The sequence below is a fragment of the Hydrogenophaga sp. T66 genome, from assembly GCF_057219855.1.
In genome coordinates this window covers 518,559-537,117 of record NZ_JBXVVX010000002.1, presented here as the reverse complement: position 1 = coordinate 537,117, position 18,559 = coordinate 518,559, and the positions used below count along the sequence as shown (strand labels likewise).

The following is an 18,559-nucleotide window of genomic DNA, read 5'->3' as shown; positions in this document are numbered from 1 at the left end:
CCCCGCTATGCGTTTGCCCCCGTCGGTGTCCATGCCTTCGCCTCCCGACGCCGATGCGGCCTTGCCTGGCATTGCCTTCACCCTGGACGGCCAGGCCGCGCGCGCCCTCCCGGGCGAGCGCATCCTCGACGCCGCGAAGCGCCACGGGGTGGACATTCCCCACCTGTGCCACCATGACGGCCTGCGCCCGGACGGCAACTGCCGCGCCTGCGTGGTCGAGATCGACGGCGAGCGCGTGCTTGCGCCGAGCTGCTGCCGGACCGTGACCCCCGGGATGGCGGTGCAGGCGCGCAGCGACCGCGCGCGCCGCGCCCAGAACGCGGTGATCGAGCTGCTGCTGGCCGACCTGCCCGAGCAGGGCGAGCGCTGGGTGGACGGCGACGCCGCGCGCCCGCACGGCGAACTCAGCGACTGGGCCGCGCGGCAGGGCGTGGCTGTGCGACCGGCGCTGCGTGCGCTGCGCCGCGCGCCGGTCGCGCCCGACACGTCGCACCCCGCGATGGCGGTCAACCTCGATGCCTGCATCCAGTGCAACCGCTGCCAGCGCGCCTGCCGCGAGGAACAGGTCAACGGCGTCATCGGGCTGGCCTTCCGCGGCGCGCAGGCGCGCGTGGTATTTGATCTCGACGATGCGATGGGCGCGAGCAGCTGCGTGGGCTGTGGCGAGTGCGTACAGGCCTGCCCGACCGGCGCGCTGTCGGCCGCCACCCTGCGCGGCGACCAGACCGTGGACCGCGCGGTGGACTCGGTGTGCCCGTTCTGCGGCGTGGGCTGCCAGCTCACCTACCAGGTGCGCGACAACACGATCGTCGCCGTCGAAGGCCGCGATGGCCCGGCCAACGAAGGACGCCTGTGCGTGAAGGGCCGCTTTGGCTTCGACTACGTGGCCCACCCGGACCGCCTGACCGTGCCACTGGTGCGGCGCGAAGGCGTGGCCAAGGACCCGGCGCTCCTGGCGGGCGATCAGCCCTGGCAGACGGTGTTCCGCGAGGCCACCTGGGACGAAGCGCTGGCCCGGGCGGCCGGCGGCCTGCGCGCGCTGCGCGACGCCCATGGCCCCGCCGCGCTGGCCGGCTTTGGGTCGGCCAAGGGCAGCAACGAGGAGGCCTATCTGTTCCAGAAGCTGGTGCGCACCGGTTTTGGCAGCAACAACGTCGACCACTGCACCCGCCTGTGCCACGCCTCCAGCGTGGCCGCGCTGCTCGAAGGCGTGGGCTCGGGCGCGGTGAGCAACCCGGTGCGCGATGTGGAACACGCCGAACTGATCCTGGTGATCGGCGCCAACCCCACGGCCAACCACCCGGTGGGCGCCACCTGGATCAAGAACGCGGTGCAGCGCGGCGCGCGGCTCGTGGTGGCCGACCCGCGCCGCACCGACCTGGCGCGCCACGCCTGGCGCACGCTCACCTTCCACCCCGACACCGACGTCGCCCTGCTGAACGCGATGCTGCACGTCATCGTGACGGAGGGACTGTGCGACGAGGCCTTCCTGCGGGAGCGGGCCGACGACGTGGCCGAACTCAAGGCCCACGTGGCGGCCTTCCCGCCCGAGACCATGGCGGCGGTCTGCGGCATCCCGGCCGACACCATCCGCGAGGTGGCCCGCGCCTACGCCACCAGCCCGGCCGCCATCATCCTGTGGGGCATGGGCGTGAGCCAGCACGTGCACGGCACCGACAACGTGCGCTGCCTGATTGCACTGGCCAGCCTCACCGGCCAGATTGGCCGCCCCGGCACCGGGCTGCATCCCCTGCGCGGGCAGAACAACGTGCAGGGTGCCAGCGACGCCGGCCTCATTCCCATGATGTTTCCGAACTACCAGCGCGTGAGCGACCCGGCCGCGCACCGCTGGTTCGAGACCTTCTGGGGCACGGCGCTGGACGACCGGCCCGGCCTGACCGTGACCGAGGTGCTGGACCACGCGCTGCGCCCGCGCGACGACCCGCAGCGCGTGCGCGGGCTGTATGTCATGGGCGAGAACCCCGCGATGAGCGACCCCGACCTGCACCACGCGCGCGCCGCGCTGGCCGCGCTCGACCACCTCGTCGTCCAGGACATCTTCCTCACCGAAACCGCCTGGCTGGCCGACGTCGTGCTGCCCGCCACGGCCTGGCCCGAGAAGACCGGCACGGTGAGCAACACCGACCGTCTCGTGCAGCTCGGCCGCCGCGCGATCGATCCGCCGGGGCAGGCCCGCGCCGACCTGTGGATCGTGCAGCGGATGGCCGCGGGCCTGGGGCTGCGCTGGGATTACCCGGGGCCGGACGAGGGCGTGGCCGCGGTCTACGAGGAAATGCGCCAGGCCATGCACGCCGCCATCGGCGGCATCACCTGGGCGCGTCTGGAGCGCGAGTCGGCGGTGGTCTACCCCTGCCACGCCGAAGACCAGCCCGGCGAGCCGATCGTGTTCCACGACCGCTTCCCCACGGCCGACGGCCGGGTGCGCCTGGTGCCGGCCGGGCTGGTGCCCGCGGACGAGCGGCCCGACGCCGACTACCCGATGGTGCTGATCACCGGCCGGCAGCTGGAACACTGGCACACCGGCAGCATGACCCGCCGCACGCGGGTGCTCGACGCCATCGAACCCGCGGCCAGCGCCAGCCTGCACAGCGCCGAACTGGCACGGCTGGGTCTGCGACCGGGCGATCGCGTGCGCGTGGCCTCGCGGCGCGGCGCCATCGAGCTGGACGTGCGCGCGGACGACGGCACGCCGCCCGGCGCGGTCTTCATCCCGTTCGCCTACCGTGAGGCGGCGGCCAACCTGCTCACCAACGGCGCGCTCGACCCGGTGGGCAAGATCCCGGAGTTCAAGTACTGCGCGGTGCGCGTGGGGTCCGTGGCCGAGCGGTCTGCAGGAGCCGCATGACCCCCAGGCAGCGCGCCGGGCCCGGCCGCGCGACAATACGCGGCCGCACCCGATGCCGCTCCCGGAGCCCTTGCCCATGAACACCCGCCGACACACCCTGCAGCAGGGCGCCGCCGTGGCCGCCTTGCTGGCCGCCGCCGGCCTGTGGCCGCAGGCCGCCCGCGCCGCGGGCAACAGCAAGGCCTTTGACGCCCGCAGCGTGGCCGAGGCCACCCGCCTGCTCGGGGCCACCGCCGCGCCCGCGCCCAGCGCCGAGGTCACGCTGCAGGCGCCCGACATCGCTGAAAACGGCGCCGAGGTGGCGGTGACCATCGGCACCACGCTGGCCGGTGTCAAGCAGCTGGTGTTGCTGGTGGAGAAAAACCCGAACGTGCTGGTGGCGGTGTTCAACCTGACCGACGCCATCGAGCCGGTGCTGTCGCTGCGCACGAAGATGAGCCAGTCGTCCGACGTGTATGCGGTGGCGCTGATGCGCGACGGCCGCGCGCTGTTCGCGCGCCGCGAGGTGCGCGTGACCCTTGGCGGCTGCGCCGCCTGACCGCCGGAGAACCGCCATGACCGAACCGACCCGCATCCGCGCCCAGGTCCAGGGCGACAAGGCCGTGGTGCGCCTGCGCATGGCCCACGAGATGGAGTCCGGCCAGCGCCGCGACAGCGGCGGCGCGCTCATCCCCGCCTGGCACATCACCGAAGTGACCATCACCCACAACGGCCGGCCGGTGATCACCGCCGAGTGGGGCCCCGGTGTCTCGAAGAACCCGTACCTGCAGTTCACGCTCAAGGGCGCGCGCGCCGGCGACCGCGTGGGCGCGAGCTGGAAAGACAGCCGCGGCGCCAGCCGCAGCGACGAAATCACCATCGTCGCCTGACGCCCCGGCGTCCGTCCGGGGCCGGCCTGCACGTCGCGCCGTCGCCCCATCGAATTCCTGCACACCGCCTTGCAATAAGGGCAAGCCGCGGCGGCCCGCGCGCGGCACGATGGCGCCATGCTGTCCACGCCCGCCTTTTCCCCTTCTTCGCCGGCCGCGGCGGCGCGCCTGGCGCCCGGCGCCGCCGGCCGCGCCATGCTCTGGGCCGCGCTGCTCACCGGGCTGGCGATGGATATCGTCGTGAAGCTGCTGGGCGACAGCGTGGGCACCGCGGCCACGGTGGCCGGGCGCTGGACCTTCGGCCTGTTGTTTCTGCTGCCGCTGGTGGCGTGGCTGGCCTGGCGGCGGCGCTGGCCCGCGGGTGATGCGTCCCCGTGGCGGCGCATTCACGCCGGGCGCGCGCTGCTCAACCTGGGCGTGGCCTACGGCCTGGTGGTGGGCCTGCAGGCGCTGCCGCTGGCGCTGGTCATGACGATCTTCTTTGCCGAGCCGCTGCTGATGGTGATGCTGGCCGCGCTGCTGGGGCGCCAGCGCCTGGCGCGTGGGCCGGCGTTGGTGTGTGCGCTGGGTCTGCTGGGGGTGGTGGTGGCGACCTGGGGCGACTGGCTGCGCCTGGGCGCAGCCGGGCCGGACCTCTGGATCGCCGCGCTGGTGGCGCTGGGCGGGGCGCTGTGCGGCGCGCTGCAGACGGTGGTGACGCAGGTCCACGGGCGGGGTGTGTCGTCGGCCTCGCTGGTCTTCTGGACCACCGCCGCGACCGCCCTGGCCACGCTGGCCGCGCTCGGCATGGCGGGGCCGTCGGCGTGGTCCCTGGGCGCGCGCGAGCTGGCCTGGCTGGCGCTGGTGGGCGCGCTGGGCACGGCCTTCAGCCTGCTGTGGGTCGCCGCGCTCAAGCGGGTGCCGGCGCGGGTGGCGGCGCACGTGCTGTACCTGACCCTGCCGCTGGGCGCGCTGGCGGGCTGGCTGGGCTTCGGCGAGGTGCCGCACGCCGTGTCGGTGATTGGCAGCCTGGTGGTGTTTGTCGCCGTGGCCGCGCTGGAAGCCTGGCCGCGCGGGCGCAGCGCTCAGCCCGGCACGGCCTGATCCGGCGCGTCGGCCGCCAGCCGCGCGCGCAGCCACGCCAGCAAGGCCGCCACCCGCGGGTCGTCGCGGTCCGGCAGGCGGTGCACGAGGTGGTAGTGCTCACCGCTGGCGTAGGCGCGGGGGTGCGCGGGCACGAGCGCGCCGCGGGCCAGTTCCTCGCGCACCAGCAGGGGATCGGCCATGGCCACGCCGCGGCCCAGCAAGGCGAGCTGCACCGCCGCGTCCAGCGTGTCGACGGTGATGTCGGGCTCCAGCGCCACCGGCGCGCCCAGCCAGGCCGTGATCCAGCGCTGCCAGTCGTCGCCGGTGTCGTCCGCGTGGATCAGCGGCAGCCCGGCGAGCTGCGCGGCGCTGCCGATCGGGCCGTGGGCCGCAAGCCACGCCGGCGTGCACACCGGCAGCAGCCGCTCGGCGAGTACCGGCACCGCCTGCGACGCCGGCCAGCCGCCCAGGCCGTAGGTGATGCCGACGTCGAAGGCGTCGTCATCGGGTGTCATCGCGTTCCAGCGCGGGTGGAAGCGCACATGCCGCGGCACGTCGGACTGCCGCAGCAGCCAGCGCAGGCCCAGCGACGGCGGCACCTTCACCCGCAGCACCGCGCCCGGGCTGCGCGCCTGCCGCACGCCACGCTCCATCGCCGCGAAGGCCTCGGCCAGCGGGCCGGCCAGCGCGCGGCCTGCCGGTGTGAGGCTCAGGCCGTCGCGCCGCACAAACAGCGGCGTGCCCAGTTCGTCCTCCAGCAGGCCGATGAAGCGGCTCACCGAACTCTGGCTCACCGACAGCCGCTCCGCCGCGCGGGCCATGCTGCCCAGCGAAGCGGTGAGGTGGAACACATGCAGGGCTTTGAGCGAGGGCAGGCGCGACATGGACGTAACGGTAGCAGCGCGGTGCGCGCGGTGTTCACGATTTTTGAATGCGGTGTGCAAGCGGCTGCGGCCCCGCGCGGCTGCCCCGCGCCTAGACTGGCCGCCTGTCCCCCTCTGCCCGGCACCGTCCCCCGATGTCCATGACCGCCCGCCTGCCCACGCTCTTCGTCTCCCACGGCGCCCCCACCTTCGCCATCGAACCCGGCGAGGCCGGCCCCGCGCTGACCGCGCTCGGCGAGCGACTGCCGCGCCCGCGCGCGGTGCTGGTGGTCTCGCCCCACTGGATGACGCCCGAGCCGCGCGTGACGGCCGCCGCCTGGCCCGGGACGGTCCACGACTTCGGCGGCTTCCCCGCCGCGCTCTACCGGCTGCGCTACGCCGCGCCCGGCGATCCGGCGCTGGCCGGGGCGGTGGTGCAGCGGTTGCGCGACGCTGGTTGGCCCGACGCCCGCACCGACGACACCCGCGGCCTGGACCACGGCGCCTGGGTGCCGCTCATGCACCTGTTTCCGCAGGCCGACGTGCCGGTGTTGCAGCTGTCGCTGCCGCTGGCGGCCGACGCCCAAGCCGCCCATGCCTTGGGCCGCGCGCTCGCGCCGCTGGCCGACGAGGGTGTGCTGATCGTGGGGTCAGGCAGCCTGACCCACAACCTATATGAATTCCGCCAGGGCACCCGCGATCCGGCGGCTTACGTGCTGGCGTTTCAGGACTGGGTGCGCCACGCGGTGCGCGCGGGCGACCACGACGCCATCGTGCACACGCTCGACCGCGCGCCCGACGCCGCGCGCGCCCACCCGACCCCGGAGCACTTCCTGCCGCTGCCGCTGGCCGCTGGCGCGGCCGGCCGACCGGTGCCCGGCGAAGTCATCGACGGGGGCGTGCAGCACGGCGTGCTGTCGATGGACGCTTACGTGTTCGGCGCCCCGGCGGCGGCCTGACGCGCCCGCTGCGACGGACGCCGGCTCACCAGCTGCCCACGTTGGGCATGTCTTTCCACGGTGCGGCCGGCGGCAGCGGATCGCCTCGTTGCAGCAGCTCGATGGAGATGTTGTCCGGCGAACGCACGAAGGCCATGTGGCCGTCGCGCGGCGGGCGGTTGATCGTCACGCCGTGCGCTTGCAGGCGCTCGCAGGTGGCGTAGATGTTGTCCACCGCGTAGGCCAGGTGGCCGAAATTGCGGCCGCCGGTGTAGACCTCGGGGTCCCAGTTGTAGGTGAGCTCGACTTGTGCCTGGCTGTCGCCGGGCGCGGCCAGAAAGGCCAGGGTGAAGCGGCCCTGCGGCACCTCCCGCACGCGCAGCACCTCAAGCCCGAGGGCGTCGCGGTAGAAGGCCAGGGAAGCGTCGAGGTCGGTCACGCGGACCATGGTGTGCAGGTATTTCATGGCGGGTCGGGGTCGCAGATCGGGGTGGGTCGGCCGGTCAACGCCGTGTCGGTCGGGCGCGCTGGCGGCTGGACGGGTCTTGGTCAGCACGGTATTGAACCGCAGGCCGCCGCGCGGCGCCGGCGGCCGCCGCCACGGCCCCACGCGGGCGCGGGTCGTCAGGCGCCGGCCGGCGCATCCGCGATCAGGCGGGCCGCCGCGAGGTCCCAGCCGGCCCAGCCGCAGCTCTTGAACAACACGGGGCCGGGCGTCGCCGCTTGGCCAGCGAGCGCACCCCGCGGCCTGTCATCGAGCACCTCGCCCAGCGTGGGCAGCGCGGCGACGTCAAGCCCGGCTTGCAGCAGATCGCCGGCCTCGTGGTCGGCGTCGCGGGTGTCCACGACCACCGTGCCGCGCGCGGCCAGGTCGCGCACGACCGCCGCGTCCCACTCCACCATGCGCGGCGTGAACGCGCCGACCGCGGCCACGAAGGCGTCGTCGCGCGGTCGGCCGCGCAGGCACACCGCCTGCGCCGGCGTCGCGCTCACCACCAGCGGGCAGTCGGCCAGCGCGGCGTCGGCGTCGTCCACGCGCCGCGCGCGCAGGCCGCGCGACCGGGCATGCGCCACCAGCGCGTCGGCGCTGGCCGCGCTGCGCGACGCGACCCACACCTCGCGCACGCCCAGGCCGTCGGCGAAGGCGTCGGTGTGGGCGCGGCCTTGCACGCCGGCGCCCACCACCAGCAGCGGGCCGTCGTGCCGCGGCGCCAGCGTCTGCGCCGCCAGCAGGCTCACGGCGGCCGTGCGCCGCGCGGTCACCGTGGGGCCGTCGAGCAGCGCGCGCCGCGCGCCGGTGGCGGCGTCAAACACCACGATGTCGCCCTGGATGGTGGGCCGGCCGGCCGCGGCGTTGGCGGCGACGAAGGTGATCAGCTTGGTGATCGCCACGCGCGCGTCGGTGGCCGGCATGACGAACAGGCTGCCGCCGCCCGGCAGCGGCTGCACCAGCCGCGGCGGGACGCTCACCGAGGGATCGCGCAGCAGCGCGGCGATGGCCTGCGCCAGCGCGGGGTAGGGCAGGGCCGCGGCGGTGGCCTCGGCGTCGAGAGCCCCGCCCACCTCAGCCATTGACGTGAATCGAGTACAGGCCCCACGGGCACTGCGCAAAGCGCTCGGGCAGCGGCTTGGCCGCCAGCGCGGGGAAGCGGTCGGGTTCGTACACCGCCCACAGCGGGCCCAGCCCGCCCACGTGCAGCGGGGCGCCGTCGATGTGGGTGGCGATGATGAAGCCCTGCTCGCGGGCTTGCTTGAGCGGCAGTTCGACGGTGTAGCCGTCCACCGCGCGCATCACCAGCGTCGCGCCCGCGCCCGCCCGCGCGCCGGCGGCCTGCAGCACGCGCTCAACCGTGGGGCCGCTGAGGCGGTGGCGCTTGGCGTCGTATTCCAGCGTGGGTTCGATGGTCTGTGCGGGCAGCGCGGCCACCGCGGCGAAGTCGAGCCCGAAGGCGCGCTCGAAGGCCAGGCCGTGCTTGCCCATCATCTGGTCCAGGGCCTTGTCGAGCGGGCCGCGGTTCGGCCGTTCGACGGGACCGGAGACGGTGAGCACGACCGGCGCCGACGCGCGGGTGGCGGCGGCCGAGGCGCCCGGGGCGAGGGCGGCGCCGGCGAGCAGGCCGGTGGCGTGGAGGAAGGCGCGTTTGTGCATGGAATCTCCAGCGAGGCGTTGGTCAGCCGGTCACTATAGCCAGCCGCCTGCGCGACAGCCCGCGCTCGGGGTTATCCCGGGGTGATGTAGGCGGCTACTTACGCCACCCGTCTGCTTCGTCACAGAATGGCCGAACCCCGACATACCTCGGGGCACACCCAAAGAGGAGACACCATGAAACCGACGAAGCTGCTCGCAGCGATGCTGCTGGCCGGCGTGGCGCTGGGCGCCCACGCGCAAGCGGGCAAGGACAACCTGGCCGCGCTCAAACAGTTCAAGGTCTCCGGCACGGATCTCAACATCCCGCCGGTGCCGCAGGAGGGCCGCAACGCCGAGGCCATCAAGGCCAACCTGAAGAACATCAAGATGCCGCCGGGCTTCAAGATCGAGCTCTACGCGGTGGTGCCCGACGCACGCCACATGGCGGTGGCGCCGAACACCAACATGCTGTTCGTCGGCACCCGCAAGACCCGCGTCTGGGCCGTGACCGACCGCAACGGCGACGGCACCGCCGACGAGGTCAAGCCGTTCGCGCCGTCGCTGAACTTCAAGGTGCCCAACGGCGTGTGCTGGACCAAGGACGGCTTCCTGATCGTGGTCGAGCACAACCGCGTGCTCAACTTCCCGGCCGCCGAGTTCTTCTACGAAGGCCCGGACGTGGCGGTGATCGAGGTGGTGCCCCAGGGCGGCCTGATTCCGGTGGAAGAGGAGTCGTTCAACCACGGCGCGCGCGTGTGCCGGGTGGCCGACGACGGCACGCTCTACGTGGCGCTGGGCCAGCCCTACAACGTGCAGCCCGCCGGCAAGGTGGACCTGTACGACAAGCTGGGCATTGGCGGCATCGTGCGCATGAACGCGTTCGACGGCTCCAAGCGCGAGGTGTACTCGCGCGGCGTGCGCAACTCGGTGGGCATGGACATCAACCCCAAGGACAAGACGGTGTGGTGGACCGACAACCAGACCGACGGCCTGGGTGACGACGTTCCGCCGGGCGAGCTCAACCGCTCCACCAAGCTCGGCGAGCACTTCGGCTATCCGTACTGGAACGGCAAGTTCAAGGTCGCCGGCACCGCCGCCGCGCCCGACCTCAAGGACATGAAGCCGCCGGCCAACGCGGTGTTTCCCCAGGTGGAGTTCCCGGCGCACCAGGCGCAGCTGGGCATGACCTTCTACAACGGCAAGCAGTTCCCGGCCAAGTACCAGGGCGGCGTGTTCGTGGCGTCCCACGGCTCGTGGAACCGCACCAAGGCCACCGGCGCGCTGATCAACTTCGTGCCGATCAAGGCCGACGGCACCGCCGGCGCGGCCGAGGTGTTTGCCGAGGGCTGGCTGGATGCCAACGGCATCTACAAGGGCCGCCCGGTGGACGTGGCGCCGATGAAGGACGGTTCGCTGCTGATCTCCGATGATTACGTCGGCGCGATCTACCGCGTGACCTACTCGGCGCCGAACTGAGCGCCATTCGCCGCCGCCCTCGGGCGGCCTGGGGATCCGCCGCCGGCGGGTCCCGCCCCGGCGCGGTGCCTCGCCTGAGGCCCGCGCCCCCCCTTTTTTGGGTTTCGCCGCTGCCATGTTGCTTCGATCGATGTTTTCCGCGCTGCTGGGCGCGCTGTGTGTGTGGCCGGTGCAGGCCGGTGATGTGAAGGCGGGCCAGACCCGCGCCGCGGCCTGCGCGGTCTGCCACGGCCCGCAGGGCCTGTCGATGCAGCCCAACGTGCCGCACCTCGCCGGTCAGCCGGAGATCTACCTGGCCGAGCAGCTGCGCGCCTACCGCAGCGGCAAGCGGGCGCACGAGGTGATGGGGGTGATCGCCAAACCGCTGACCGATGCCGAGATCGACAACCTGGCCGCGTGGTACGCGTCCATCACGATCCGGGTCGAGGCGCCATGAGCCCGCGCCGCACCCCCCTGGCCGCGGCGATTGGCCTCGCGCTCGCCGGCGGCGCCCTGGCGCAGACCGCGCCCACCGATCCCGCGGCTGGCGAGTCGCTCGCGCCGGTGGTCATCCGCGCCGCGGGCGACGGCCCGCGCGGCTGGCTTGGCGTGCCCACGGTGGACGTGGTGGATGGCCGCGAACTGCGCGACGGCCAGCTGCAGATCAACCTGTCCGAGGGCCTGCGCCGTGTGCCCGGGCTGGTGATCCGCAACCGCGAAAACTACGCCCAGGACCTGCAGGTGTCGATCCGCGGCTACGGCGCGCGGGCGACTTTCGGCGTGCGCGGCGTGCGCCTGTTTGTCGATGGCATTCCGGCCAGCGCGCCCGACGGCTCCGGCCAGGCGGCGAACTTTCCGCTCGGCAGCGCCGACCGGATCGAGGTGGTCCGCGGTCCGTTCGCGGCGCTGTACGGCGCTTCCAGCGGCGGCGCGATCCTGCTCTACACCGAGGACGGCGCGCGCCCGGGCGAATGGCGCACCGGCGTGGCCGCCGGCAGCGACGGCCTGTGGCGCTTCGGCACGCAGGTCACCGGCCAGACCGGGGCCGCGGGCGAGCGCGGCTGGTCCTACACGGTTGATGTCAACCGCTTCGCCACCGACGGCATCCGCCCCCAATCGGCGGCCGACCGCACCACCCTCAACGCCAAGCTCTCGCGCGCCCACGACGGCGGCCGCACCACGCTGGTGTTCAACCGCCAGTACAGCTTTGCGCTCGATCCGCAAGGCCTGAGCCGTGCCCAGTTTGATGCCAACCCCGAGCAGACCGCGCCGCAGCCGATCCAGTTCAACACCCGCAAGAGCGTGTCACAGACGCAGGCCGGCGTGGCCTGGGAGCAGGCGCTGGGTGGCGGCCACAAGATCGAGCTGATGGGCTACGCCGGCCAGCGCCGCGTGATCCAGTACCAGTCGATTCCCACGGCCAACCAGGGCATCACCACCTCCGGCGGCGTGATCGACCTCGACCGCGACTACGCCGGTCTGAACCTGCGCTGGCGCCACCAGACCGACTGGGCCGGGGGGCGCCTGGCCTGGGCGGCGGGCGTGGCGGCTGATCGCCAGAGCGACCTGCGCCGCGGCTATCAGAACTTCGTCGGCGCGACGCTGGGCGTGCAAGGCGCGCTGCGCCGCGACGAGACCAACCGCGCCACCACCCTCGACCCCTACGCCAACGCCGAGTGGACGCGCGGCGACTGGACGCTGGCCGCTGGCCTGCGCCACACCCGCGTGAAGTTCACCTCCACCGACCGCTTCATCAGCGGCGCCAACGGCGACGACAGCGGCGCCACCGAATACCGCGCGAGTCTGCCGGTGGTGGGCGTGCGCTGGCAGCTCGCGCCCGGCCTGCAGGCCTTTGCCAGCGTGGGCCGCGGTTACGAGACGCCCACGCTCAACGAAGCCGCGTACCGCCCCGGCGGCGCGGCCGGGCTCAACACCGCCCTCAACGCCGCCCGCAGCACCAGCGCCGAAGTCGGCCTGCGCGGTCGCCAGGGCAGCACCGCCTGGAACGCCACGCTGTTCGACATCGCCACGCGCGACGAGATCGTGGTGCTGAGCAACTCCGGCGGGCGCTCGACCTTCCAGAACGCCGGCCGCACCGAGCGTCAGGGGCTGGAACTCGCCGCCGACACCGCGCTCGGGCCGGTCACGCTCAGCGGCGCCTACACGCTGCTGCGTGCCCGCTACCGCGACAGCTTCCGCACCTGCGTGGGCGTGTGCGTCAGCCCGAACACCACCGTGCCGGCCGGCAACAGCGTGCCCGGGCTGCCCTTGCAGCAGGTGTGGGTGCAAGCGGCCTGGACGCCGGCGGCCACCGCCGGCATCGGCGGCGTGTTCACGCTGGAAGCGCGCCACACCGGCCGGGTGTTCGTCAACGACCTCAACACCGACGCCGCGGCGGGGCACACCCTGTTCGCGCTCGGTGCACGTTTCGAGCAGCCGATGGGCGAGTGGACCTGGCGCCAGTTCGTGCGCATCGAAAACCTCACCGACCGCCGCTACGCCGGCTCGGTGATCGTCAACGACGGCAACAGCCGATTCTTTGAGCCCGGCGCGGGGCGGTCGGTGTTCGCGGGGGTCGAAGTCAGCCGGCGCTTCTGAGCGCCGCCGACCGATCAGCGGCCGCGACCGGGGGCCGAACGCGCTCCCGCGGGCCGAGTCCGTCGATAGCATCACGGGATCGCCCTTACCCCTGCGGGTAGGGGCACCCCGCGGCGCCCACGCCGCGCCCGCCCTGCCGACGACGACCCGCCATGTCCTTCCCCATCCGCCTCAACCGCCGCCAGTTCACCGCTTGCCTGGGGGCCGCTGCCCTCACGGCCGCGCCGGCCCTGCGCGCGCAGAACGCCAACCGCCTGGTGCTGGGGCAGTCCGCGGCCTTCACCGGTCCGGCCGCCCAGCTGGGCATCCAGTTCCACGCCGGCGCCAAGCTCTATTTCGACCTGCTCAACGCCGGTGGCGGTGTCAACGGACAGCGCATCGAAATCGTCAACGTCGACGACGGCTATGAGCCGGACCGCTGCGCCGAGAACACGCGCAAGCTGCTCAAGGACGACGCCTTCGCGCTGTTCGGCTACATCGGCACGCCCACCAGCCTGGCGGCGCTGCCGCTGGCCACGCAGGCCGGTACCCCCTTCATTGCACCCTTCACCGGCGCCATGGGCCTGCGCGCGCCGTTCAACCGGCTCGCCTTCCACCTGCGCGCGTCCTACAACGACGAGACCGCGCTCATCGTGCGCCAGCTCACCAACCTCGGTCTCAACAAGATCGCGGTGTTCCACCAGAACGACAGCTACGGCAAGGCCGGCCTCGACGGCGTGACCCTGGCCCTGCAGTCGCGCAACCTCAAGCCGGTGGCGACCGCCACGGTCGAGCGCAACTCGGTGGACGTGGCGGCCGCGGTGGCCACGATCAACGCCGCCCGCCCGGACGCCGTCGTGCAGATCAGCGCCTACAAGTCCTGCGCGGCCTACATCCGCGCCGCCCGCGCCGCGGGCTACGGCGGCACGTTCTACAACGTGTCCTTCGTGGGCACGCAGGCGCTGGCCGACGAGCTCGGCAAGGACGGCGCCGGGGTGGTGGTGTCGCAGGTCGTGCCCAACCCGTTCAGCACCGCGCGCCCGATCACGCGCGAGTTCCTCGACGCCATCGCCAAGGGGGGCAACAAGGTGCAGCCCAACTTCTCCAGCATGGAGGGCTTCCTGGCGGCGCGACTGCTGGCCGAGGGCGTGAAGCGCGCCGGTGGCCGCGCCACGCGCGACAGCCTGGTCACCGGCCTGGAGTCGATCGGCGAGCAGTCGTTCGGCGGTTTTGCGGTGTCGCTCAGCGCCACCGACCACGTCGCGTCGAGCTTCGCCGAACTCTCCATGCTCACCGGCGACGGCAAGGTGCGCACCTGAGATGGCCTGGCCCGACGCCGTCGCGCCCGTGGCGCTGGACCGGGCCTACCGGCTGATCAACCACGGGCCGACGGTGATCGTCTCGGCCGGCGAGGGCGTCGAGGCGAATGCCATGGCGGTGGCCTGGTGCTGCGCGCTCGACTTCGCGCCGCCCAAGCTCACGGTCGTGCTCGACAAGGCCACGCGCACGCGCGAGCTGGTCGAAGCGCACGGCACATTCGCGGTGTCCGTGCCCACCGTGGCGCAGGCCGCGCTGGTGCGGGGCATCGGCACGGACAGCGCCCACCGCGTGCCCGACAAGCTGCAGCGCCACGGCGTGCGCTGGGTCGACGCGCCCGAGGCCGGCCCGCCGCGGGTGGCCGGCTGCGTGGCCTGGCTGGACTGCCGCGTGCTGCCCCAGCCGGCGCTGCAGGCCGCGCACGACCTGTTCCTCGCCGAGGTGACCGCAGCGTGGGCCGACAGCCGGGTCTTCCGCGACGGACGCTGGCAGTTCGAGACGGCGGACGACGAACTGCGCACCCTGCACCACGTGGCCGGCGGCCAGTTTTACGCCATTGGTAGTCCCCTGAAAACATGACAGGCCAACCGGGTCTGGCTGAGGTATCTTCAAGAGATACATGAATCCCGCCACCGCCGACCCAACGACCCCCCACGTTTCCTGGCCCGCGCACCGCGCGGTGGCGCGTCTGCCGGGGTCCCTGCCGATGGGCGGGGTGGTGGCGGACACGCCGGTTCACGCGTTCGACCCGTCGCCGGCGTGCCTGTGCCTCGGTCCGGGTGAGGGCCTCACGCCCCGGCGCCGGGACATCGAGCTTGGCGGTCTGCTGGCCTTTGAAATCCGCGACGTGGTGTCGCCCGCCGAGGCCGACGCCCTGGCGGCCGCCAGCGAGCACCTGGGCTTCCGCGACGAGGCGCCCGGCATCGCCACGCCGCCGGGCATGCGCCTGAACAAGTCCGTGCACTGGGTGGCCGATGAGGCCCTGCTGGGTCCGGTCATGGCGCGCATCGCGCCCCTGCTGCCGCCCGAGATCGACGGCCGCCCGCTGTTCGGGCAGCTCAGCCACCGGCTCAACATGTACCGCTACGACGCCAACGACGTGTTCAACCGGCACACCGACGGCGACTGGCCCGGCTACAGCCTTTCCCCCGACCGCCGCGCCATGATCGAATGGCGCGGCCTGCGTTCCGCCCTCACCATGCTGCTCTACCTCAATGGCCCGGCCGACGGCGTGTCGGGCGGCGACACGCGCCTGTTCCGCCCCGACGGCAGCGCGGTCGATGTGACCCCCGCCAAGGGCTCCGCCCTGTTCTTCCGCCACGGCTTTGGCCCCGGCTCGGTGTTGCACGAAGGGCGGCGCGTCGGCCCCGGCACGCCCAAGCGGGTGGCGCGCATCAACGTCATGTACGTCGGAGGGGCGGCATGAACGGCGGACCCGCCTTGATCCGGGTGGCCCTCGTCGAGGACGACCCGCGCGTGCACGCCTCGCTCGCCGCCGCGATCGCCGCCGCACCCGACATGACGCTGGTGTGGGCCGAAACCACGCGCGCCGCGGCGCTGGCGGCGGTGGAGCGACTGCCGGTGGATGTGCTGCTGGTGGACCTCGGACTGCCCGACGGCTCAGGCATCGACGTCATTCGCACCGCCCACCAGCGCTGGCCCGCCTGCAATGTGATGGTCAGCACCATCTTCGGCGACGAGATGCACGTGGTGCAGTCCATCGAGGCCGGCGCGCGGGGCTACCTGCTCAAGGACAGCCCGGCATCGACCATGGCCGAGGAAATCCGCCGCCTGCACGCCGGCGGCAGCCCGATCAGCCCGCTGATCGCGCGGCTCATCCTGGCGCGGCTGCGCAGCGACGCGCCGGTGCCCGATGTGCCGGCGGCCCGCGAGACCGGGGGAGCCGCCAAGCCCGCGGTCAGCATGTCGCCGCGCGAGACCGAGGTGCTCGAACTCATCACCAAGGGGTTCACCTACGAGGAAATCGCCCGCCGGCTGGGCGTGACCCGCCACACGGTGCAGACCTTCGTGCGCCGCATCTACGCCAAGCTGGAGGTGGGCTCCAAGATCGAGGCGATCAATGCCGCCCGCGAGCAGGGCCTGCTCGGGCCCTGATCGCGCCAGGCGCGGTCTGGCGCTGCGGTGGGCCGTGGCGCTGGCGGTGCTGTTCGTCTGGCTGGGGTTGGCTGCGCCGCTCCAGGCCGCCGAGATGGCGGTGCAACACATCGTCCGCGCGTCGATGCTGGAAGTGCCCGGCGGCGACGTGCACGCCCGTCCGCCGCGCCACGCCGATGCAGCCGCCCTGCCCGGCACCTGGCAGGACGTGGACCTTCCCCACCAGGCCCGCCGCGACTGGGGCGCGGGCGACCAGCCCTATGTGACGCGCTGGTTCCGCCTCACGCTCGACGACAGCGCCGCGCCGCAGGAGCGTGTGCTCTACCTCCCGCGATGGCAGACCATCGGCCGGGTGACGGTCTATGCCGATGGCGAACTGCGCTTCCATTCACGCGGCGGCGTGGTGTGGAACAGCTTCAACATGCCCCTGTGGGTGACGCTCAATCCCACCGCGGGCGAACCCCCGACGCGGGAGGTGCTGATCCGCGTGGTCAGCCAGACCGGCGCGGGCGCGGGCGTGTCGTCCGCGTGGGTCGGGCCGCGCGAAGAACTGGTCGGGCGCCTGCGTGTGCGCGAGGCCCTGCAGTCGCAGATCCCCTTCATGGCCAGCGCGGCCTTCCTGGCCATCGGCCTGTTCGCGCTGGCCGTGTGGGCGCGCCACCGCGACGACACCGCCTACTTGCTGTTCTTTGTGGCTTCGGTGCTGTTCTTCGTGCGTTGCCTGCACTACCACACCGGCCAGCGCACACCCCTCATTCCCGAAGCCTGGTTTGGCTGGATCACGGTCAACAGCCTGGGCTGGCTGCTGCTGTGCGTCTACTTCTTTGCGTTCCGCCTGCACGAGCGTCGCCTGCCCTGGCTGGAGCGCGGCGCGCTGGCGGTGATGGCGCTGAGCACCGTGCTGACCCTGCCCGGGTGGGCGTCGTGGGGCCGCGCCGACGTGATCACGTCGGCGGCCTACGGCGTGCAGTTTGTCGTCATGCTGGTGGTGACCCTCGCCGCGCTGTGGATGTCCTGGCGCAGCGGGTCGCGGCTGGCGATCGCGGTGTCGGCGTGGAACGTGCTCAACATCCCGGTGGGGCTGCACGACTGGATGCTGCAGCACCTGCTGATCAGCGTCGAAGGCATCTACCTGCTGCCCTACACCGGGATCGGGCTGTTCTTCCTGTTCATGCTGGTGGTCTTTCAGCGCTATACCGGCGCGCTGGCCGAAGCCCGGGGCGCGCGCGCGGTGCTGGCCCAGCGGCTGCAGACCCGCGAGGCCGAGCTGGCCCAAAGCTACGCCCGCCTGCAGGCGATCGCGCGCGAACAGATGGTGGGCCAGGAGCGCCAGCGCCTGATGCAGGACATGCACGATGGCCTGGGTTCATCGCTCATGAGCGCGCTGCACGCCGTCGAACTCGGGCAGCTCGATGAGCAGGGCGTGGCCCAGGTGCTGCGCGAGTGCATCGACGACCTGAAGCTGGCCATCGACTCGCTGGAGCCGGTGCAGACCGACCTGCTGCTGTTGCTGGCCACGCTGCGCTTCCGGCTGGAGCCGCGGCTGCAGGGCAGCGGACTGGCCCTGGAGTGGGCGGTGGAGGACGTGCCGCCGCTGCCCTGGCTGGAGCCGCGCAGCGCGCTGCATGTGCTGCGCATCTTCCAGGAGGTGTTCACCAACGTGATCAAGCACGCCCGGGCCAGCCGGGTGCGGGTGAGCACGATGCACGACGCGCACCACGTGATCGTGCGCGTGGAGGACAACGGCGCTGGCTTTGAGCCCGACGCGGCCGTGCTGGCCGCGGTGGCGCCCGGCAGTGCGCCGCGCGGCAAGGGCCTGGGCAACCTGCTGCGCCGCGCCGCGGCCTTGCGCGGCCACGCCTGCTGGACGCGTCTGCCCGACGGCGGCACGCGCTTCGAGCTGCGCCTGCCGCGCGAAGCGCCGCTCACGGTGGCGGACTGAGCAGCCCCCGCCGACGCGGGCGGCGCCTCAGTCCGGCAGGACCGCCGTCACCTCGATCTCCACCTTGGCGCGGGCCTCGACCAGCCGCCGAACCTCCACGCAGGTCATGGCCGGGAAGTGCTTGCCCATCACCGCGCGGTAGGCCTCGCCCAGTTCGCGCAGGCGCGCGTTGTACTCATCGCGGTCGAGGATGTACCAGGTCATGCGCACCATGTGCTCGGGGCCGGCGCCGGCGCAGCGCAGCACGTCATGCACGTTCTGCAGTGCCTGGCGCGTCTGGGCGATGAAGTCGTCGCTTTCGAACTGCTGCTGGCTGTTCCAGCCGATCTGGCCGCCGACGAAGATCTGTGTGCCGCGCGCGGCGATGCCGTTGGCGTAGCCCTTGGCGGGCAGCCAGCCCTCGGGGTGGAGGTGTTGCATGGTG

The 18,559-nt window shown here is 72.8% G+C and carries 18 protein-coding genes; 13 read left to right on the top strand and 5 right to left on the bottom strand.

The features are described from left to right. Positions 1-31: 31 nt before the first annotated feature. The 4 genes from fdhF (at position 32) to AC2D80_RS11465 (ending at position 4,818) form a co-directional block, all read left to right on the top strand. A complete protein-coding gene (gene fdhF, locus AC2D80_RS11480) occupies positions 32-2,866 on the top strand; it encodes a formate dehydrogenase subunit alpha (RefSeq protein ID WP_484633328.1) in 2,835 nt (944 codons plus the stop codon). 76 nt (positions 2,867-2,942) lie between these two features. Continuing rightward, positions 2,943-3,404 carry a thiosulfate oxidation carrier protein SoxY gene (gene soxY / locus AC2D80_RS11475; RefSeq protein ID WP_484633150.1) on the top strand — a complete coding sequence of 154 codons (462 nt, stop codon included), beginning with the start codon at positions 2,943-2,945 and terminating at the stop codon, positions 3,402-3,404. Positions 3,405-3,420: 16 nt separating this feature from the next. Continuing rightward, on the top strand, positions 3,421-3,735 hold the full coding sequence (gene soxZ, locus AC2D80_RS11470; RefSeq protein WP_484633149.1) for a thiosulfate oxidation carrier complex protein SoxZ: 315 nt from the start codon (positions 3,421-3,423) through the stop codon (positions 3,733-3,735). Positions 3,736-3,852: 117 nt separating this feature from the next. Beyond that, positions 3,853-4,818 carry a DMT family transporter gene (locus tag AC2D80_RS11465; protein ID WP_484633148.1) on the top strand — a complete coding sequence of 322 codons (966 nt, stop codon included), beginning with the start codon at positions 3,853-3,855 and terminating at the stop codon, positions 4,816-4,818. Here AC2D80_RS11465 and AC2D80_RS11460 read toward each other — a convergent pair. Then, positions 4,800-5,684 (bottom strand): LysR substrate-binding domain-containing protein, encoded by an 885-nt coding sequence (locus tag AC2D80_RS11460; RefSeq protein ID WP_484633147.1) that lies wholly within the window; start codon positions 5,682-5,684, stop codon positions 4,800-4,802. The genes AC2D80_RS11465 and AC2D80_RS11460 overlap by 19 nt on opposite strands. A 134-nt stretch (positions 5,685-5,818) precedes the next feature. On the opposite strand from AC2D80_RS11460, the gene AC2D80_RS11455 reads away from it, so the two are divergent. Beyond that, positions 5,819-6,622 carry a dioxygenase family protein gene (locus AC2D80_RS11455; protein ID WP_484633146.1) on the top strand — a complete coding sequence of 268 codons (804 nt, stop codon included), beginning with the start codon at positions 5,819-5,821 and terminating at the stop codon, positions 6,620-6,622. A 25-nt stretch (positions 6,623-6,647) separates the two neighbouring features. Here the strand turns inward: AC2D80_RS11455 and AC2D80_RS11450 are convergent, their stop codons facing one another. From AC2D80_RS11450 to AC2D80_RS11440, 3 genes are all read right to left on the bottom strand, one after another. Continuing rightward, positions 6,648-7,067, bottom strand: coding sequence for a VOC family protein (locus tag AC2D80_RS11450; protein WP_484633145.1), 420 nt, complete (start codon positions 7,065-7,067; stop codon positions 6,648-6,650). 158 nt (positions 7,068-7,225) lie between these two features. Beyond that, positions 7,226-8,173 (bottom strand): delta(1)-pyrroline-2-carboxylate reductase family protein, encoded by a 948-nt coding sequence (locus AC2D80_RS11445; RefSeq protein WP_484633144.1) that lies wholly within the window; start codon positions 8,171-8,173, stop codon positions 7,226-7,228. Beyond that, positions 8,166-8,750: a putative pterin-binding protein gene (locus AC2D80_RS11440; RefSeq protein ID WP_484633143.1), complete on the bottom strand. Its 585-nt coding sequence runs from the start codon at positions 8,748-8,750 to the stop codon at positions 8,166-8,168. The genes AC2D80_RS11445 and AC2D80_RS11440 overlap by 8 nt, the downstream gene beginning before the upstream one ends. Before the next feature lie 174 nt (positions 8,751-8,924). Between AC2D80_RS11440 and AC2D80_RS11435 the strand changes: the two genes are divergently transcribed. The 8 genes from AC2D80_RS11435 (at position 8,925) to AC2D80_RS11400 (ending at position 18,135) form a co-directional block, all read left to right on the top strand. Continuing rightward, complete coding sequence (locus AC2D80_RS11435) at positions 8,925-10,205, top strand: PQQ-dependent sugar dehydrogenase (RefSeq protein WP_484633142.1); 1,281 nt, start codon at positions 8,925-8,927, stop codon at positions 10,203-10,205. A 115-nt stretch (positions 10,206-10,320) separates the two neighbouring features. Beyond that, the gene (locus AC2D80_RS11430; protein ID WP_484633141.1) at positions 10,321-10,641 is read left to right on the top strand and encodes a c-type cytochrome; all 321 of its coding nucleotides are present in this window, start codon (positions 10,321-10,323) and stop codon (positions 10,639-10,641) included. Then, the gene (locus AC2D80_RS11425) at positions 10,638-12,782 is read left to right on the top strand and encodes a TonB-dependent receptor family protein (protein ID WP_484633140.1); all 2,145 of its coding nucleotides are present in this window, start codon (positions 10,638-10,640) and stop codon (positions 12,780-12,782) included. Before AC2D80_RS11430 ends, AC2D80_RS11425 begins: the two co-directional genes overlap by 4 nt. Positions 12,783-12,934: 152 nt before the next feature. Next, positions 12,935-14,080, top strand: a complete 1,146-nt coding sequence (locus AC2D80_RS11420) for an ABC transporter substrate-binding protein (RefSeq protein WP_484633139.1) — start codon at positions 12,935-12,937, stop codon at positions 14,078-14,080. Position 14,081: 1 nt separating this feature from the next. Next, positions 14,082-14,657: a flavin reductase family protein gene (locus AC2D80_RS11415; RefSeq protein WP_484633138.1), complete on the top strand. Its 576-nt coding sequence runs from the start codon at positions 14,082-14,084 to the stop codon at positions 14,655-14,657. 40 nt (positions 14,658-14,697) lie between these two features. After that, complete coding sequence (locus AC2D80_RS11410; protein WP_484633137.1) at positions 14,698-15,504, top strand: 2OG-Fe(II) oxygenase; 807 nt, start codon at positions 14,698-14,700, stop codon at positions 15,502-15,504. Further along, entirely contained in the window at positions 15,501-16,193 is a 693-nt protein-coding gene (locus AC2D80_RS11405; RefSeq protein WP_484633136.1) for a response regulator, read from the top strand. Before AC2D80_RS11410 ends, AC2D80_RS11405 begins: the two co-directional genes overlap by 4 nt. Then, the gene (locus tag AC2D80_RS11400) at positions 16,159-18,135 is read left to right on the top strand and encodes an ATP-binding protein (protein ID WP_484633135.1); all 1,977 of its coding nucleotides are present in this window, start codon (positions 16,159-16,161) and stop codon (positions 18,133-18,135) included. Before AC2D80_RS11405 ends, AC2D80_RS11400 begins: the two co-directional genes overlap by 35 nt. A 27-nt stretch (positions 18,136-18,162) precedes the next feature. Here the strand turns inward: AC2D80_RS11400 and AC2D80_RS11395 are convergent, their stop codons facing one another. Continuing rightward, on the bottom strand, positions 18,163-18,555 hold the full coding sequence (locus tag AC2D80_RS11395) for a RidA family protein (RefSeq protein WP_484633134.1): 393 nt from the start codon (positions 18,553-18,555) through the stop codon (positions 18,163-18,165). Positions 18,556-18,559 lie beyond the last annotated feature (4 nt).

Excerpts from the sequence above, each read along its gene's own strand:
- fdhF (WP_484633328.1), top strand. The coding sequence starts at position 32 with ATGCCTTCGCCTCCCGACGCCGATGCGGCCTTGCCTGGCATTGCCTTC.
- soxY (WP_484633150.1), top strand. The coding sequence starts at position 2,943 with ATGAACACCCGCCGACACACCCTGCAGCAGGGCGCCGCCGTGGCCGCC.
- soxZ (WP_484633149.1), top strand. The coding sequence starts at position 3,421 with ATGACCGAACCGACCCGCATCCGCGCCCAGGTCCAGGGCGACAAGGCC.
- AC2D80_RS11465 (WP_484633148.1), top strand. The coding sequence starts at position 3,853 with ATGCTGTCCACGCCCGCCTTTTCCCCTTCTTCGCCGGCCGCGGCGGCG.
- AC2D80_RS11460 (WP_484633147.1), bottom strand. The coding sequence starts at position 5,684 with ATGTCGCGCCTGCCCTCGCTCAAAGCCCTGCATGTGTTCCACCTCACC.
- AC2D80_RS11455 (WP_484633146.1), top strand. The coding sequence starts at position 5,819 with ATGTCCATGACCGCCCGCCTGCCCACGCTCTTCGTCTCCCACGGCGCC.
- AC2D80_RS11450 (WP_484633145.1), bottom strand. The coding sequence starts at position 7,067 with ATGAAATACCTGCACACCATGGTCCGCGTGACCGACCTCGACGCTTCC.
- AC2D80_RS11445 (WP_484633144.1), bottom strand. The coding sequence starts at position 8,173 with ATGGCTGAGGTGGGCGGGGCTCTCGACGCCGAGGCCACCGCCGCGGCC.
- AC2D80_RS11440 (WP_484633143.1), bottom strand. The coding sequence starts at position 8,750 with ATGCACAAACGCGCCTTCCTCCACGCCACCGGCCTGCTCGCCGGCGCC.
- AC2D80_RS11435 (WP_484633142.1), top strand. The coding sequence starts at position 8,925 with ATGAAACCGACGAAGCTGCTCGCAGCGATGCTGCTGGCCGGCGTGGCG.
- AC2D80_RS11430 (WP_484633141.1), top strand. The coding sequence starts at position 10,321 with ATGTTGCTTCGATCGATGTTTTCCGCGCTGCTGGGCGCGCTGTGTGTG.
- AC2D80_RS11425 (WP_484633140.1), top strand. The coding sequence starts at position 10,638 with ATGAGCCCGCGCCGCACCCCCCTGGCCGCGGCGATTGGCCTCGCGCTC.
- AC2D80_RS11420 (WP_484633139.1), top strand. The coding sequence starts at position 12,935 with ATGTCCTTCCCCATCCGCCTCAACCGCCGCCAGTTCACCGCTTGCCTG.
- AC2D80_RS11415 (WP_484633138.1), top strand. The coding sequence starts at position 14,082 with ATGGCCTGGCCCGACGCCGTCGCGCCCGTGGCGCTGGACCGGGCCTAC.
- AC2D80_RS11410 (WP_484633137.1), top strand. The coding sequence starts at position 14,698 with ATGAATCCCGCCACCGCCGACCCAACGACCCCCCACGTTTCCTGGCCC.
- AC2D80_RS11405 (WP_484633136.1), top strand. The coding sequence starts at position 15,501 with ATGAACGGCGGACCCGCCTTGATCCGGGTGGCCCTCGTCGAGGACGAC.
- AC2D80_RS11400 (WP_484633135.1), top strand. The coding sequence starts at position 16,159 with ATGCCGCCCGCGAGCAGGGCCTGCTCGGGCCCTGATCGCGCCAGGCGC.
- AC2D80_RS11395 (WP_484633134.1), bottom strand. The coding sequence starts at position 18,555 with ATGCAACACCTCCACCCCGAGGGCTGGCTGCCCGCCAAGGGCTACGCC.